Raw genomic sequence first — 15,904 nt, 5'->3', positions numbered from 1 at the left:
AATGGCACACACTCCTATTAAAATATTATTAGTTGATGATAAAAAGGAAAATCTGCTTTCTTTGCAGGTTATTCTGGCAAATATGGGCTATCAGTTTGTGGAAGCGTCATCTGGAAAAGATGCCTTGCGAATTCTACTCAAAAAACAGGATTTTGCTATCATCTTGATGGATGTGCAAATGCCTCTTATGGATGGATTTGAAACCGCTGAGCTTATTCGCCAAAGCGACAAACTCAAGCATGTGCCTATCATTTTCCTAACTGCCAATATGAATACGTCCGATTATATATTCAAAGGTTATCAGTCTGGTGCCGTTGATTATATGATCAAACCATTATCTGCTGAAATACTTCAGGCCAAAGTGATGGTTTTTACTGAATTATATAGAAAAAATAGGGAATTACAGCTTAAGGAAGAAGAAACAAATGCGCTTAACGCTAAGATTACGAAAGCCAATGAAGATTTGGCTTCGCAATATCTTGCTATCGAAAAATATGCAAATGAACTAAAAAGAAAAAATACAGAACTTGATGCTTTTACGCATATTTCAAGTCATGATCTTCAGGAACCGCTCCGTAAAATTCAGACTTTTTCGAACATTATTCTCGCAAAAGAATACGACAATTTAAGTCCTGACGGAAGATTAAAATTTGACCGAATTTTATATTCTACCAATCGAATGCGCGAACTGATTAATGATCTTTTAGCGTTTTCAAGAACCAATATCATTGATCGTATTTATGAAAATACAGACCTTGAAACAATTGTAGACAATGTAAAAGAAGCACTTAGAGAAAATATTAAGGACAAAAATGCCGAAATAATAACTGCTTTTCATGGAAAAGTCAATATTATTCCATTTTTGTTTATTCAGCTTCTTGAAAATTTGATTAATAATTCGCTGAAGTTTTCACAAAAGGAAATTCCGTTGCAGATTACAATTAAAAGCCGAATGGCAACGGGCAAAGATTTACATAATGATAAATTAGTTCCGCTCGAAAATTATTGTCATATTAGTTTTCAGGATAACGGAATAGGTTTTGAACCTGAACACAGCGAGAAGATATTTGGTGTTTTTCAACGACTTCACACTAGAGATATTTATGACGGAACAGGAATTGGTCTTGCCATCGTGAAAAAAATAGTTGAAAATCATAATGGACTAATTATGGCATCTGCTCAGCCCATGAAAGGCGCTACTTTTGACATTTACATTCCGCAATAAATTTTCTTCAACTAAAGAATCAAATCAAATATATCCCTTCAAAGTGGGATATCTAAAACAACTGAATTCAGCCTGCTACTAAGAATTTATGGCTGTTATGAAAGATTATTTCCTTAAATTTTTATTGCTTTTTCAGTACTTTTATCATAATCCTCATCAGTTATTTTTTCTTTTTTAAAAGTTAAGACTTTGCTTTTTACAATAAAAAAGCAGACCGAGAATCCTAAAATAATAATTGATATTAAAATGATCTCTATTATTAAACTGTTTTCTGGTGTATTACTTATCATATCTTTATTTTAAGATTTTGAAAAAGAAAACTTAACTTATTCATATATACGAAACTAACGCAATTATGGATTAAAAAAAATACTCCAAAAGGTGTATTTTTTTCTTTTACCTCTCTCTTATTCAATTCTAAATATTTGAAATTTTTCAAATACTTTCTTTTCAAAATTTTTCTTTGCGAAAATAGTGTTATTTTTACACTTATTACCATTTTTTAAACATCAAACTTTACTAACCGACCAAAATACCGCAAAAAATGAGATATTTCTTTCTTAGTTTTCTCCTATTCACAATTTCAAATTCACTTCGAGCACAACAACTTTCGGCAACAAGTCCCGATAAAAATATCAAACTTGAAATTTCTGTCATTAATGGCTCTCCTTATTTTCAAGTATTTTATCAAAACGAAGAATTCCTTGGTAAGTCTCCGCTAGGACTATTAAGTTCGGCTGGCGATTTTACAAAAGGACTTAAATTGATCAATAGCAAAACAGCTAAAATTCAGGAATCTTATAAATTAGATCGATCTAAAGTAAGTCAGGTTAATTATAAGGCAAATGAAATTACATATAGTTTTACAAACACAAATAATGAAACTTTAAATATCATTTTCAGAGTTACCGATACGGATGTTGCATTTAGTTATCAAATTCCGAAAAGCACAAAAAATACTGGAAACTGCATTATTGAAAAAGAAATTACCGGTTTTAAACTTCCATCAAAATCAACCACTTTTATTACTCCACAAGCTCCTCCATTGAGCGGTTGGGAGAAAACAAAACCATCTTATGAAGAAGAGTATACAAGAGAACAACCTATTGCAACAAAATCGCAATATGGTTTAGGTTTCACTTTTCCGGCACTTTTTCATGTTGAAGACAAAGGCTGGTTGTTGATTTCTGAAACTGGTATCAGTGGTAATTATCCCGGAACTCGATTGAGTGATGCATCTTTAGACGGAATCTATACGGTTACTTTTCCGCAAGAAGGTGAAAATAATCATCAAGGACCTATAACTGCATCTGGAATTTTACCCATGCAGACTTCGTGGAAAACCATAACATTGGGCAAAACTTTAAAACCAATAGTTGAATCGACAGCATCGACAAATGTTGTAAAACCACTTATAAAGACTTCTAAAATATTTAATGCCGGCCGAGCAAGCTGGAGCTGGATTGTTTGGCAAGATGAAAGCTGTAATTACAACGACCAAAAGACTTTCATTAATTTGGCAGCCGATATGAAATGCGAATATATTTTAATTGATGCGCTTTGGGATGTTAATATTGGAAAAGAAAAAATAGCCGAATTAGTTGATTATGCCAAATCAAAAAACGTTGGTGTTTTACTTTGGTACAATTCAAATGGTAACTGGAATACCGCTCCACAAACTCCAAAAAACAAAATGAACACCCAAGAAGTCAGACGTGCAGAAATGCAGTGGTTACAGCAAATTGGCGTTAAAGGTTTAAAAATAGATTTCTTTGGCGGAGACAAACAAGAAACTATGAAACTCTATCACGATATTCTTGTTGACGCTGCAGAATTTGGACTGAACATCAATTTTCATGGGGCGACACTTCCGCGCGGTTGGGAACGAATGTATCCAAATTACATGACCAGTGAAGCGGTTCTTGCTTCTGAGAATTTGGTTTTTCAACAAGCATTCAGTGATCGATATCCTTCGACGGCAACGATTTATCCATTTACACGAAACACTGTTGCATCAATGGATTTTGGGCCAGTTTTTCTAAACAAACGACTGCATCGTGAAGCCAATAAAGGTACTATCAGAAAAACTACTGATGCTTTTGAAATGGCGACTGCGGTTGTTTTCTTTTCGGCTGTACAACATTGGGGAATAACGCCTGAAAATTTAGGTGAGAAACCAGCTTACTTATTTGATTATTTAAAAAATGTTCCAACCGTTTGGGATGAAACCGTTTTTATTGATGGCTATCCAGGAAAATATTGCGTAATTGCCCGAAGAAAAAATACAAAATGGTATGTAGCTGCCATCAATGGTGAAAATACAACAAAAACCATCACAGTAAGTTTACCAATGCTAAAAGGCAAAAATGTTTCTATAATAAGTGATGGCGAAGGTCAAGAATCAAAATTCAGTACTAAAAAACTGGAAAACGACTCTTATAATCTGGAACTTTCTGCAAATGGCGGAACGGTTTTATTTATGCCTTAATAATATAAAGCTCCAGAGGAGCGAGATATTTATAGCAACAAATACACATTTACAATGTAAAGCTTCAGCGGAGCGACATCTAAATATGTCGCTCCGCTGGAGCTTTTTTCATTTGTCTAATTGAAATTCTATAAATATTTTACCCCGCTGGGGTTTTTACTTTAAGAATGGAAATTCAAAACTTATTCTTTCTTCGTAAATCCTTTTCTAGTCATTTCTCCCCATCCTTTGGTTCTCATTACTTTTTCTTTATATCCAATTAAGGCCGAATAAACCGTTAATGGATGGAAATACAACGGTTCGATAAAAGCGGCCAAAAGCAATTTGAAAAAATCGACATGTTTTGGGTATTTATGAAAAGTACGTTCTTCGCTGAAAAGCGCCAAAACCGAGAAGAAAACGGCAAAAGTGTACACAAAAAGCAACAACAAAAGAAAGAAATGCCAGTTCAGCAAGCCTAATAAAATAAATACAAGTGTTATAACCAGACCAATAAATTCAATTCCAGGAGCTAGAAACTCAAATAATGTCCAATAAGGCACACTGAGCATTCCTAACAATTTGTATTTAGGGTTCAGGAACATTCTTTTATGAAAACTAAGCGTTTCAATTGTTCCTCTCATCCAACGGCTTCGTTGTTTTTTGAATATTTTAAAATCTTCAGGAGCTTCTGTCCAACACAATGGATCTGGAATATAACTTACTGAATAAGGCAATTTATTTTCGAGCATATAGCGGCGCATACGCACCACAAGCTCCATATCTTCCCCTACTGTTTTTGTACTGTAACCGCCGGCCAGCAACGCAATTTCTTTATCAAAAGCACCAAATGCTCCGCTGATAAGCAAAAGTCCGTCGAGTCTTCCCCACGCCATTCTTCCCAAAAGAAAAGCTCTTAAATATTCAAGAACCTGAATCCTTGCAATCATATTATCAGGAATATTAACTTCTACCAAACGTCCATTTTTAATGATACATTGATTTGCAATTCTGACCACACCGCCTGTTGCGATAATACGTTTTCCGTGCGATTCTAAAAATGGTTTTGCCAGTTTTAGCAGCGAATCTTTATCTAAAATACAATCCACATCAATACAAACTACATAAGGGTTTTGCGCAATATTTAATCCAACATTTAACGCATCGGCTTTGCCTCCATTTTCTTTGTCGGCTACAATTAATTTTTTGAATGCAGCGTTTTTGGATGTATAAATTCCTTTTAGTTTTTTGGTTTCAATCTGTTCGTGAAAATCAAATTCTGTCAAAACAAGATCATACGTTTTGATTAGGATTTCCATCGAGTTGTCCTTGCTTCCGTCATTCACGACAATAACTTCATAATTATTGTAATTTAAAGAAAGTAACGACTTCACATTTTCTTCAATCGTAAAACCTTCATTGTATGCGGGTGCAATTAAAGACAATTTTGGGGCAAATTCGCTTGTAAGGAGCACATCATAATCAACAAAACTATTTTTTTTTAGATAGCTTGAAAGTGCTTTTGAAGAAAGATAGGCTAATATTAGGTACGAAGACATGATCAATATCGCATAGCCCAAAATAAGGACGATGTAAAGATCTAGAAACCATGTTAATTCGTTATTTAAAAAATCCATTGGCTTATAATTAAACAGTTAATGACTGCAATACATTTTGCGCTTCGTATTTGATTGCTGTATTAGGCGCTCGATCAACAAGTTGCGCTACATACTTAACTTTCTGAGTAAGTTTCAGTTCTTTTATAAGTTTTAATCCGAGTGCGATAACCGTTGTGTTTTTTGATTCTAATAAAAGTTCAACGCCTTTTGTATCGCCTATATCGTGTTTTTTAAACGCACTTATAATGTTCACTTGCGTCCAGTCGTCAATAGGATCAGGATGTTCTACAAGATTAACAATGCCTTTTGTTCCGGCAAGCTTAATACCGGCATTAATTGCGGTGATTTTTAAAGTTTTTTTCTTCTTTTTAGATAATGTAATAATCTTTTCAAAAGCCTCGCTGATATTGAATTCTGAAAGTTCAGTGATTCCTTTGCACTTTATTTCCCATCTTAGATCTTTCAGTTTTTTGAACGAATCGTTTATTAATCCAGAATCTTTATAAAACTGCTCGATTTTTTGCGCATAAACGCCGTCATAATTTTTATGCAGATTTATAATTGTTTCCGTTACCGTTTCTCTAAAAAATGCTTTTTTGAAAAGCAATCCCGTTTCTTTATCTTCTTTTAAAGCAGAAAACAAAACATCTTCAAAAACCACAGCCGACATCATTTTTTCAATCAATAAACTGTATTCTGATTTAAGTCGGGTTCTTTTGATTTTTTTATTTCGGCTCCAAATAATGATCAGATACAAAAGAAAAGAAGCGCCAACAAACAAGCTGATCGAAAAAATCAGAAATGGCACAACCCAATCGCCTTTTTCATATAGTTCCCAAACTTTTACCATCTTAAAAACGTTTAGTAACAATTAACTGAACATTGAATCTGTTTCTGTATTGATCAGGCACATATTCCTCTCGTTCATACAGAAAAATAGGGCGTACAAAAAACGATTCACCAATTCGATGCTGATATTGCACGCCAGCGCGATACGCCTTTAAAGGTTGCGTAAAGCCATTATAGAGATATAAATAAGGAACTGTTCCGTATTGAAGTTCCAATCGGATCAAATTTTCTTTTTCTTCATTCACTTTCTGAACACTTAAAACATGCGAAAACAAAGCATTTCCTGTATCATAATAAGGTCGGTAAGCAAAAGTATAACTGCCCGAATTATAAGCAACTTGACCTGTAAGCAAGGTTATATCATCGGAATCAAAATGCATGAATCGGGCTCCAAACGCAAAATCAAACTTTTTAACTGGAGCAAAATAATATTCTAAACCTGCTTTTGCTACAGGAAAAACAGTTTCACCCGTTGAAACTCCTGCGTTTGCATACAAATAACTTTTGTTTTTGAATGTTTGATAAAAGTCAGTTTCAAAAAGCATTTCGGTGTCATTGTTTGCATTTCCAACATTTGCTCTTCCAACAATTGCTGAACTGCTGAATTTATGCGAATACTCGACATAGCCATAATGCAAAGGCGACTGTCCCGGATTTGAAGTTGAAATATTAAGATAAGAAGCAGAAACTGCATTTTTAGCTTTCTTGCCAATAAGCGTGCGAATAGCTCTAAATGGCTGTGTGCTATTGTCTGCAAATGATGCTTTATCTATGATTTCCAACGCTTCTTGGTCACGATTTAATTTTTCAAGACAAGCAGCTTTAATTTTTATAACATCTGTTGATTTTGAATCAATTGCCAAATATTTATCACAGTAAACAATACATTTTTCATATTGTTCTGACCAAAAATAAGTATTTATAATAGCCAATAAAGCATCCGGATTTGGCTTTGCTTTATCTGTTAATGGCGTCAATGTTTTTATCGATGACGAATAGTCTTTTTTCCAGCTGTAAATTCGTCCTTCAAAAACTTGAACATCTTCATTTTCAGGAAATTTTGCACGCAAAGGCGCAATCAATGATAACGCTTTATCAAAATTGCCTTTTTCGGTTTCTTGCTTTGCCTGTGCTAGAACCGCATCAACATTAATTTCTTGTGCAAAAGACACCGCAGAAACAAACAGCAACAGCATTGAATAATATAAATACTTCATTAAGCTTTGATTTTTAATAGCTTATTAATTCGGACTAAAAGAACAGCGGGACTAATTGGTTTTGCAATAAATTCATTGGCACCAATATCAAAAGAATCCAATTCCGTCTGTTCAACGCCTGAAGAAGTAAGTATAATGATTGGAATATCCGATTTAAGAGTTTCTCTAACATACTGCGTAATTTCCATTCCGCTAATGCCGGGCATATTTATGTCGGTTAAAATGATGTCGTAATTATTTTTTTCGATGGCATCAAGCGCATCTTTTCCGTCAGAAAACTGGTCAACAGTAAATCCTTTGGACTCGAGGAAAAAAGACAATGATTTGCGTAGGATATCATTATCTTCGGCTAAAACTATTCTCATTGGCATTGGTATTTGGAGGCAAATTTCAATTTATATTATCCTTGTATTGTAAAGCTAAGGCTTATTTCTTTGGTATCAAAGCTCCTTTAAGATTTTAACGGTCTCTTCAATTCCACATTGCAAAATGTTTATTTTATCTGCCGTTTCTGATGTAAATTTTCTTAGTGAAGCTTCTTCTTCAAGAACATTCAAACAATTCGTAAGATCGCTCAACATGAAAATATCTAAACTGGATTTCATATTATGCGCCAATTTTTTTACAACATCATGGTCGGTATTTTTAAATGCTTCGATCAAATTTTCTGTCTGACTTGGAATTTTTTCTAGAAAAAGATGTATCATTTCTTTTCTAAAATTTACATCACCGCAAGCCATTTCATCTAAAATAGAAAAATCAATAACGCGCTTTCTTTCCTGTTCTGGACCTTTGCTCATTACCGTTTTTATCGCTTTCAAAAGTGCTGGCTGTTTGAATGGTTTTGGCACATAAGCATCCATTCCAACTTTATAACAACGTTCTTGTTCACCTACAAGTGAGTGCGCCGTCATTGCTATAATTGGAATGTTTAAATTCATTTCATTTCTAATGTATTCCGTTGTCTGATAACCATCTTTAATTGGCATTTGAAGATCCATCAGAATTAAATCGTATTTATTTTGCGATAGAAGCTCAATTCCTTCTTCGCCGTTTTCGGCAATATCCAATTCAAAACCAAAGTTATTGATCACGCTTCGTACTAATTTTTGGTTTAAAACATTGTCTTCACAAAGCAATATTTTTAAGGTGCCAAGCTCATTTTTTGACAAAGGCTTTGCAACCGCCGTTACGGCAGATGCTTTTTTGTACGAAATGACAAAGAAAAATTCTGAACCTCTTCCCTCTTTGCTTTTTACCTGAATTTGGGCATTCTGCAACTCAATTAATTGTTTTACAATATTTAATCCGAGTCCGGTACCGCCAAATCTTCGGGTTGTACTTTCTTCAGCTTGAGTAAAACGTTCAAAAATAGTTTTCAATTTAGCCTCTGGAATTCCAATTCCGGTGTCTTTTACAGAAAATCGAAGTGAATAATGATCATCGGTTTCATCTACTTTTTTTACCGAAACCGTTACATCGCCATCATGTGTAAACTTAAGTGCATTGCCAATAAGATTCACCAAAATTTGATTCAATCGCACTTGATCGCCCACAACAGTGTCTGGCATATCGGCATCCAAAAAAAGATTGAATTCAACCTCTTTTGGAACTTTTACTTTTAATAAATTATAGACATGTTTCAATGTCTTTTTTAAATTAAAAGGCTCTGCATCAATGGTTAAATTTCCAGATTCAATTTTAGAAAGATCTAGAATATCATTTACGATCAAAAGCAAGTTTTCGCCTGCAATTTGAACGCTGTCAATATAATCGCGTTGCGTTTCGTCGAGTTCTGTTTGTGCTAAAAGATCTGTAAAACCAATAATGGCATTTAATGGCGTTCTGATTTCGTGGCTCATATTGGCCAAGAAACTGTCTTTGGCAAAAACGGCTCTTTCAGCAATTTTTTTCTGCGCTGCCAATTCAATATTTTTTGTCTGAACTTCCAGCTGATTAATTACGTGTTTTGCAACAATCGAAAGTGCGTTTCGCTGATTTTCATCCAATGTTTTGGTTACGTGATCTATTGCACAAAGCGTTCCAATGTTAAATCCGTCTGGCGTTGTAAGTGGTACTCCAGCATAAAATCTAACTTTAAAACCGCCTGTAACATTCGGATCGTCTTTTAAACGCTCATTCAAAAATGTGTCGTTGATTTCGACCATTTTTGACTCCATAATGGTGTATTTGCAAAAACTGATTTCGCGTGGTACTTCTGAAACCCCTATTCCAATTTCCGATTTAAACCATTGTCTACTTTCATCAATAAAAGAAATATGAGCGATGGGAACGCCACAGATGTATGAAACGAGTTTTGTTGCATCATCAAAAGCATGATCAGGAAGTGTGTCTAATATATTGTAGCGTTTTAAGGCTGCTAAACGTTCAAGTTCGTTTTCTGGAATTGGGTTTTCTTGGCTCATTTATTTAGTGGTAAAAGCCGATAAAGATAAAGCATTTCAGCCAAAACTCCGCATAAATTGTGGTTTAAGCAGACTAATAGCTTAATAAAGCACGCAGATGACGCGGATTAAACGGATTTTTTTTATTATTCCGTGAAAACCCATTTAATCCGCGTCATCTGTGTGCCATTCACAAAGCTTAAGCATTATTAAAAACAAAAAACAGCAGTAAAAAATACTGCTGTTTTCTTCAATATAACCAACAACTAAGTAAAAAAACAACTTATTCTTAATCTGGATTTGCCAGTATTTTATATAATTCGGCATTAGAAATATAAAACTGATTCTCTATGCTGATTTGCGATAATTTTGCACTTACTAGATTGTTCTCTCTTGAATTAATTAGGAAAATAGAGCTTTCGCCAAAGGAGAAGAGTTTTTCTTCTGAATTCAGCATCGTCAAATAATCGTTTACCAAATTATCAATTACTTTTTTCTGCCTTTGCAAGGACGAAATCTCAGTCTGTTGCGCTTTGATTTTATTTTTAAGTTCCACTCTTTGCTGTTCAATATCAAACTGAATATCCTGAATTTTGAATTTTGCTAGTTTAAGGCTTCCTCTTTCTTTTCTCAACAGAATTGGAATACTGAAATCGACATTAAACTTATAATCATCAGCATTGAAAGAACTCCAATAAGAAGGTTCAGAAATATAATTATACCCCACGTTCAACTTAGGAAGCAACGCATTTGCTTTAAGTTTTCTGTTGACTTCCAGCATATCCATTTTTGTTTCCAATGCTTGAATTTTAGGATGCGTGTCCAGAGTTTCAACGTCTACCATCATAGAAGATGTTTTCAGGGTTTGTTCCAATGTCTCAATCAAATTTTCTTCTGGTTTAACCAATTCATCCAACTCAACTGGAACATTCTCAATCCATAAATAGTTGGACAGATATAACTTGGCTTTAGCCAATTTTAGATTTCCATTTTCAACATTCAATTGTCTGTTACGCACTGTAATCCCAGCTTCCACGCTATCAATTGCAGGAGCATCGCCCAATTCAATCAATTTTTTTACACCTGCAAAACGCGTGCTAGCATAACCTAAATATTTATTGTAAAGTGCTGCTTCGTTATAGCTTTTTCTCCATTCAAAATACGCTTCGCTGGCTTTATATAAAACTTCAATCGCTTTAAGTTTTCGCTGTGCATCGCTCAATTTTAACTGTAGTTTTCCTTCTCTTACATCGGCCATTCTTTGATTGATGAACATTCCTTGTCCCAAAGCAACACTTACACCAAGTGAAGTCAAACCAGCCTCAGGAGTCTTGTTTTGCGGATTAAGATATTGTCCGTCAGTATCATCAAAACCGGCTTTTATTTCAATTCCGTACCAAGTCGGAATTTTAAAACTACTGTTTAAAAGGGAGTAATACTCGGTTCCTTTAAATTCCTTTTTGCTGTAATCAACTTCAATTTTTGGATCAAATCCACCACGTGCCATCATCAGCGCTGCCTGAGCATTGCTAATTTCAAGATTAGCCTGTTTTACCAGTGGATGGTATTTTTTTACATATCCTAGAAATTCACTGTAACTTAATTCTTCTTTATTAAAATCCTGACCGTACGAAACAGAAAATCCGAATAAAAACAAAAGAGAAAATAGTCTTATAACGTATCTCAAATTATTTTTTGTCTTTGCCATCTTTTGCATCTTTTTCATCTGCCTTATAATAATTTGGCGGGAAACCATTTAGGTTTCGCCATACTTCATACCAAACAGAAACGGTTTCTAATAAAGCAATACTTTGTGCTCCTGCTCCAATGCTCAATTCTTTTGGCCATTTATTATCTGCTCCATCTGGTGAAATAAGCACTCTGTATTTTCCATTGGAACTAATAAAATTTTCAATTGCTACAATTCGTCCGCCATAGGTTCCATAAGATAATCCCGGCCATCCTGAAAAGACAATTCTAGGCCATCCGTCAAACCAAACACGAACTTTTGCACCGCGATGGACTAACGGAAGATCGATTGGATCTACATAAGTTTCAACCGCAATATCATAACTTGACGGCATGATGCTTACAATTGGAGTCCCTTCTTTAATAGTCTCACCTAGACCTGTAAGCAAGGCTCGGTTTATATAACCGCTCTGTGGAGCTGTAATATAGTAAAGCCCATTTCTAAGTCGGTAATTTGTATACTGATTTTCCAATTTGTTCACCTGTGCTTCTGTGTCATATTGCGTACTCAAAGCAGTAAATTTGTCGCTTCTTGATTTCGAAATTTTCTCAGCATATTCCGCTGAAATTCGGTTGATTTCGACTCTTGCATTTATCAATTCGTTTTTACTGCTCAAAAGCTTGTTTTGCTGGGTAATGATGTACGCTTCAGATTCCTGAAGCTTTAATCTTTTCTGCTCAACATCGGTCATTGGTTTTAAACCTTCTTTATTCAAAGCAGTTGAACGGTCAAATTGAGTTTTAGCAATTCGCAGTTGCGTTTTTACAGCTTCAAGATCCATACTATCACTTTTGATTTTCAACAGTGACTGCTTTATCTTATTTTGTGCTTGCTGTAGTTTCAGTTCTCTTTCGGTATTAAGTGATTTCGCTTGAACTTCAAGAGAATTTACTTTATCGCCATACGATTCGACTGCCATTTTTTTAGCATCGACCTGTTGTTTTGTATTTCCAACAAGATTTGGATCTAAATAATCCTCTTTTACCTCAGAAATAAAAACAATCGTATCGCCTTTTTTCACATAATCTCCTTCTTGCACGTACCATTTTTCGATTCTTCCGGCAATGGCATTGTGCACTGTCTGTGGCCTTTGATCAGGTTTTAAAGTTGTAACCGAACCACTTCCTGAAATATTCTGCGTCCAAGGAAGAAACAAACAACCGACAGAAAACAACAAAAATCCGATTATGACTCTGTTTAAAATTTTATAATGAGGTCTTCGGGCAACGCTTGTAATAGACGTATACTTTCCCGGAGTTATAAGTATATTATTATCTTTAGATATATTGAGCATGATTATAGCTTTATGTCGTTAATAATTTTTCCGTCGTCAATCGTTATCATTCGGTCGCATTTATTCTTCCAAATATCATTTTTAGAAGTCACGATTACCGTCCAGTCATTTTCTTCAGAAAGTAAAAAATCAACAATTTTTCCTGATGTCAGTTCGTCCATTTTATCAACCGGATCTTCAAGGAATAATATATTAGGTCTGTGAACAATACTTCTGGCAAGTAATATCTTTTGAATATCGGAAGCAGAAAGTTCATGTCCGCCTGGATGAACCTGGTGTTCTAAACCGTTAGGGAATGTTTTGATATCTGGCGTAAGACCCACGCTGTCCAAAGCCCATTTTAGATCGTCATTGTTAAGTTCTTCATTTCCAAAAAGAATATTCTCTCTAATTGTGCCTGCAAAAAGAGTATCTCCTTGCAAATAAGTTCCTGACTGCGCTCTGTAACTGTCTTCGTCAAGACGGTTCATAAAAGTATCTGTAACATACATCGCACCACTTTCTGGTTCAAGCAAACCAGCAAGCAATCGAAGTAAGGTACTTTTTCCGGCGCCATTTGTTCCGCGCAATATTATTTTTTCGCCCTGATTGACTTTCAGATTGATATTTTTAAGTGATTTTTTATTATGATCTGGATAATTGTAGGCAACGCTTTCGGTTTCAATTGTGATTCCACCTTCATTTATCGCCGATTTTTCTGGAATGCATGAAATCTCCAAATCGGTCACTTGGCCAATTTTTTCTACAGAAGTCAAAACATCATAAAATGATTCTAGTCCGAAAATGATTTTTTCTACTGAATTGATCAGCAATACAATAACAATTTCAGCTGCTACAAACTGCCCGATGTTCATTTGGTGGTGAATTACCAGAAAACCACCAATCGACAATAAGGCAGCCGTAACAATGATTTTAAAAATAGTAAGCTGAATATATTGTTTTTTCATTACCTGAAAATGCCTTTCACGATTATTAACATATTGTGTTACATAGCCGTCATTTCGTTTTAGTGCATACTCAAAACCGCCTTTTCTGCGAAAACTTTCACGGTTTCTTGCAATTTCCTGAATCCATGCCGCTACTTTATATTTGAATTTTGATTCGTTAAGACTTGTTTCTAAACCATCTTTATACGAAAATTTAAAAATGATGTATAAAATAGCGATAAACAAAAGCCCGATTACCATAAAAAAGGAATGATACAAAACCAATAATATGATTCCAAGTCCAACCTGCAGAAAAGCAGTACAGAAATCAAGAAGCAGTTTTGCGGTTCCTTTTTGAACCATAAGCGTATCGAAAAATCGATTTGCTTTTTCAGGAGCATATTCAGAATACATTTCCTTGTATTTAATCAAAGGCATCCTGTAAGCGAATTCAAACGATGAACGCACAAAAATTCGCTGTTGCAGATTCTCCACAATTCTAAGTTGCAGAATAGTTAGAACACCGCCAAAACCGACTCCAATTGTTACCAGAATTACTAAGACAATCCAAGAAACACTTAACTGTCCGCTCTGAATAAAATTGATAATAGCCTGAATTCCTAAAGGAAGAGAAAGATTTACTAAACCGGCAAATGCCGCGTAAAATATAATTTGATATACATCTCGCTTATCGAGTGTAAGCAAGTTGTAAAAACGTTTAAAAGGTGTCATAAATTTATGTATAAATATTACACTAATAAATAATTATTAATGTACGAAAAAAAAGCATACTACGGATTGAGTATTTGATTTTTTATATCAGAAAAATAGTATTTATACAATATTTTGAGGAGGTCGCAAATGAATTTTGCCATGAAACCCAAATGAGAAAATTGGATTATTGAGATATTTTTTGCCTTTAGCATCAACCTGAAAATACAAGTTGGCAATTGAAGAATCAAATGGAATTATATATTCGAATAAAGGAATTCCTTTTGCTTGTTTTGTTGACTTGGTTTCCTTAGTTTCATAATCATCCAACTCTTCAGAGATGCTGTCACATTTGAATATTTTTTTTAGGAAATTGCATGTTATTCCTTTAACAGAATGCTGTTCGGTATTGTTATTTATAATTCTAGAAAATGTTCCTGAAAAATTAATACTGTTCATTAAAAAATAGCCGATTAGCAATGCATGAACGCATTTACAAAAGATACTATTTTTAATTTTGCTCAACATTTTTCTATTCTTAACAAGGGCGCAAGTTAGAACGAAATTTTCTACGCTACATTAAAATAACATTAGAATTGATTTAGCTTTTGTTATTTTTTTCTTAAAGAAAATAGGCCGTCAAAAGCAGGTTTATTTGCATTTACTTCTTATTTAGAATTGGCTGAATTTTGAAGTCTTTTTCTCTTTTTAGATTTACAAATAAATTTAAGTCTAAAAAACTTATAGAAAATCACTTTTATTTTGATTTGTTGCATACTGAATCAAAATTGGAACTGCATTTTGCAAAAACCAGCAATTACAGTCCGTTTTTATGTTGCAAGATCTAATTTATTGTTTCATTTTATAATTTGAAACATTAAAAAACGCACTTGACAGCTATTGTTTTTATAACTTTGAGGAACCCACCCATACAATTCGATCGCAACCTGCAAATCACAAACAACGAATAGTTAATTTACACAGCGTAATTATTAATTTAAGGTAGATCTACAATGATTTCTACTGCTAAAATTCTGATTGCTTATGCCACAATTTTACTTTTATTCCGCGGTTACTCATTTTTCAAAAAAAACTGTATTTAGCCATTATTTTAATAATCTTAAGCGCAGTAAACCTAAATGCCCAAAACTGTACTGTAAATGCCGGAGTACTTAACGTAACAATTTGCGAAACTGATGCATTAGTTTTAACAGGAAATACTCCAAGCCCAATTACTGGTACTGTACATTGGACACAGATATCTGGGCCAGCAGTTGTCATTAACTCTCCTACCAGTCCTAGTACGACAGTATCAGGATATACTGGAGGCAATACTTATACCTTTAGATATAGTGCAACCTGCGCTGATGGAATTGCATCCTATCAAGATAAAGTTGTCAATGTTAAGCCAATAACAAAAGCGAATGCGGGAGGCAATATT

Annotated in this window: 12 protein-coding genes; 2 read left to right on the top strand and 10 right to left on the bottom strand. The window is 34.4% G+C overall.

What is annotated here, in order from left to right:
• The first annotated feature begins 1 nt into the window (after position 1).
• A complete protein-coding gene (locus tag RB619_RS04315; protein WP_308094617.1) occupies positions 2–1,225 on the top strand; it encodes a response regulator in 1,224 nt (407 codons plus the stop codon).
• Between the two features lie 113 nt (positions 1,226–1,338).
• Here RB619_RS04315 and RB619_RS04310 read toward each other — a convergent pair whose 3' ends face one another.
• Positions 1,339–1,515, bottom strand: coding sequence for a hypothetical protein (locus tag RB619_RS04310; RefSeq protein ID WP_308094615.1), 177 nt, complete (start codon positions 1,513–1,515; stop codon positions 1,339–1,341).
• Positions 1,516–1,769: 254 nt separating this feature from the next.
• On the opposite strand from RB619_RS04310, the gene RB619_RS04305 reads away from it, so the two are divergent.
• Positions 1,770–3,713 carry a glycoside hydrolase family 97 catalytic domain-containing protein gene (locus tag RB619_RS04305; RefSeq protein WP_308094614.1) on the top strand — a complete coding sequence of 648 codons (1,944 nt, stop codon included), beginning with the start codon at positions 1,770–1,772 and terminating at the stop codon, positions 3,711–3,713.
• 182 nt (positions 3,714–3,895) lie between these two features.
• Here the strand turns inward: RB619_RS04305 and RB619_RS04300 are convergent, their stop codons facing one another.
• The 9 genes from RB619_RS04300 to RB619_RS04260 form a co-directional block, all read right to left on the bottom strand.
• Positions 3,896–5,329, bottom strand: a complete 1,434-nt coding sequence (locus RB619_RS04300; protein WP_308094611.1) for a glycosyltransferase — start codon at positions 5,327–5,329, stop codon at positions 3,896–3,898.
• Positions 5,330–5,339: 10 nt separating this feature from the next.
• Entirely contained in the window at positions 5,340–6,161 is an 822-nt protein-coding gene (locus RB619_RS04295) for a hypothetical protein (protein WP_308094609.1), read from the bottom strand.
• A gap of 1 nt (position 6,162) precedes the next feature.
• Positions 6,163–7,377 carry a tetratricopeptide repeat protein gene (locus RB619_RS04290; RefSeq protein WP_308094606.1) on the bottom strand — a complete coding sequence of 405 codons (1,215 nt, stop codon included), beginning with the start codon at positions 7,375–7,377 and terminating at the stop codon, positions 6,163–6,165.
• Positions 7,377–7,742 (bottom strand): response regulator transcription factor, encoded by a 366-nt coding sequence (locus RB619_RS04285; RefSeq protein ID WP_308094603.1) that lies wholly within the window; start codon positions 7,740–7,742, stop codon positions 7,377–7,379. Before RB619_RS04285 ends, RB619_RS04290 begins: the two co-directional genes overlap by 1 nt.
• Positions 7,743–7,817: 75 nt before the next feature.
• Positions 7,818–9,803, bottom strand: a complete 1,986-nt coding sequence (locus RB619_RS04280; protein WP_308094601.1) for an ATP-binding protein — start codon at positions 9,801–9,803, stop codon at positions 7,818–7,820.
• Positions 9,804–10,071: 268 nt separating this feature from the next.
• Positions 10,072–11,490 (bottom strand): TolC family protein, encoded by a 1,419-nt coding sequence (locus RB619_RS04275; RefSeq protein ID WP_308094598.1) that lies wholly within the window; start codon positions 11,488–11,490, stop codon positions 10,072–10,074.
• Positions 11,471–12,826 (bottom strand): biotin/lipoyl-binding protein, encoded by a 1,356-nt coding sequence (locus RB619_RS04270; RefSeq protein WP_308094596.1) that lies wholly within the window; start codon positions 12,824–12,826, stop codon positions 11,471–11,473. The genes RB619_RS04275 and RB619_RS04270 overlap by 20 nt, the downstream gene beginning before the upstream one ends.
• Positions 12,827–12,828: 2 nt before the next feature.
• Positions 12,829–14,484 (bottom strand): ATP-binding cassette domain-containing protein, encoded by a 1,656-nt coding sequence (locus RB619_RS04265; protein ID WP_308094593.1) that lies wholly within the window; start codon positions 14,482–14,484, stop codon positions 12,829–12,831.
• A 102-nt stretch (positions 14,485–14,586) separates the two neighbouring features.
• Positions 14,587–14,922 carry a hypothetical protein gene (locus tag RB619_RS04260; RefSeq protein ID WP_308094590.1) on the bottom strand — a complete coding sequence of 112 codons (336 nt, stop codon included), beginning with the start codon at positions 14,920–14,922 and terminating at the stop codon, positions 14,587–14,589.
• Between the last annotated feature and the right edge of the window lie 982 nt (positions 14,923–15,904).

Source organism: Flavobacterium sp. LHD-80 (assembly GCF_030929605.1).
Classification (GTDB): Bacteria; Bacteroidota; Bacteroidia; order Flavobacteriales; family Flavobacteriaceae; genus Flavobacterium.
Note: the sequence above shows the minus strand (reverse complement) of the source record. Positions and strands in the feature narration are given on the sequence as shown.

What these genes read in the sequence shown, in the direction of transcription:
- RB619_RS04315 (WP_308094617.1), top strand. Translation starts at nt 2, where the DNA reads ATGGCACACACTCCTATTAAAATATTATTAGTTGATGATAAAAAGGAA.
- RB619_RS04310 (WP_308094615.1), bottom strand. Translation starts at nt 1,515, where the DNA reads ATGATAAGTAATACACCAGAAAACAGTTTAATAATAGAGATCATTTTA.
- RB619_RS04305 (WP_308094614.1), top strand. Translation starts at nt 1,770, where the DNA reads ATGAGATATTTCTTTCTTAGTTTTCTCCTATTCACAATTTCAAATTCA.
- RB619_RS04300 (WP_308094611.1), bottom strand. Translation starts at nt 5,329, where the DNA reads ATGGATTTTTTAAATAACGAATTAACATGGTTTCTAGATCTTTACATC.
- RB619_RS04295 (WP_308094609.1), bottom strand. Translation starts at nt 6,161, where the DNA reads ATGGTAAAAGTTTGGGAACTATATGAAAAAGGCGATTGGGTTGTGCCA.
- RB619_RS04290 (WP_308094606.1), bottom strand. Translation starts at nt 7,377, where the DNA reads ATGAAGTATTTATATTATTCAATGCTGTTGCTGTTTGTTTCTGCGGTG.
- RB619_RS04285 (WP_308094603.1), bottom strand. Translation starts at nt 7,742, where the DNA reads ATGAGAATAGTTTTAGCCGAAGATAATGATATCCTACGCAAATCATTG.
- RB619_RS04280 (WP_308094601.1), bottom strand. Translation starts at nt 9,803, where the DNA reads ATGAGCCAAGAAAACCCAATTCCAGAAAACGAACTTGAACGTTTAGCA.
- RB619_RS04275 (WP_308094598.1), bottom strand. Translation starts at nt 11,490, where the DNA reads ATGGCAAAGACAAAAAATAATTTGAGATACGTTATAAGACTATTTTCT.
- RB619_RS04270 (WP_308094596.1), bottom strand. Translation starts at nt 12,826, where the DNA reads ATGCTCAATATATCTAAAGATAATAATATACTTATAACTCCGGGAAAG.
- RB619_RS04265 (WP_308094593.1), bottom strand. Translation starts at nt 14,484, where the DNA reads ATGACACCTTTTAAACGTTTTTACAACTTGCTTACACTCGATAAGCGA.
- RB619_RS04260 (WP_308094590.1), bottom strand. Translation starts at nt 14,922, where the DNA reads ATGAACAGTATTAATTTTTCAGGAACATTTTCTAGAATTATAAATAAC.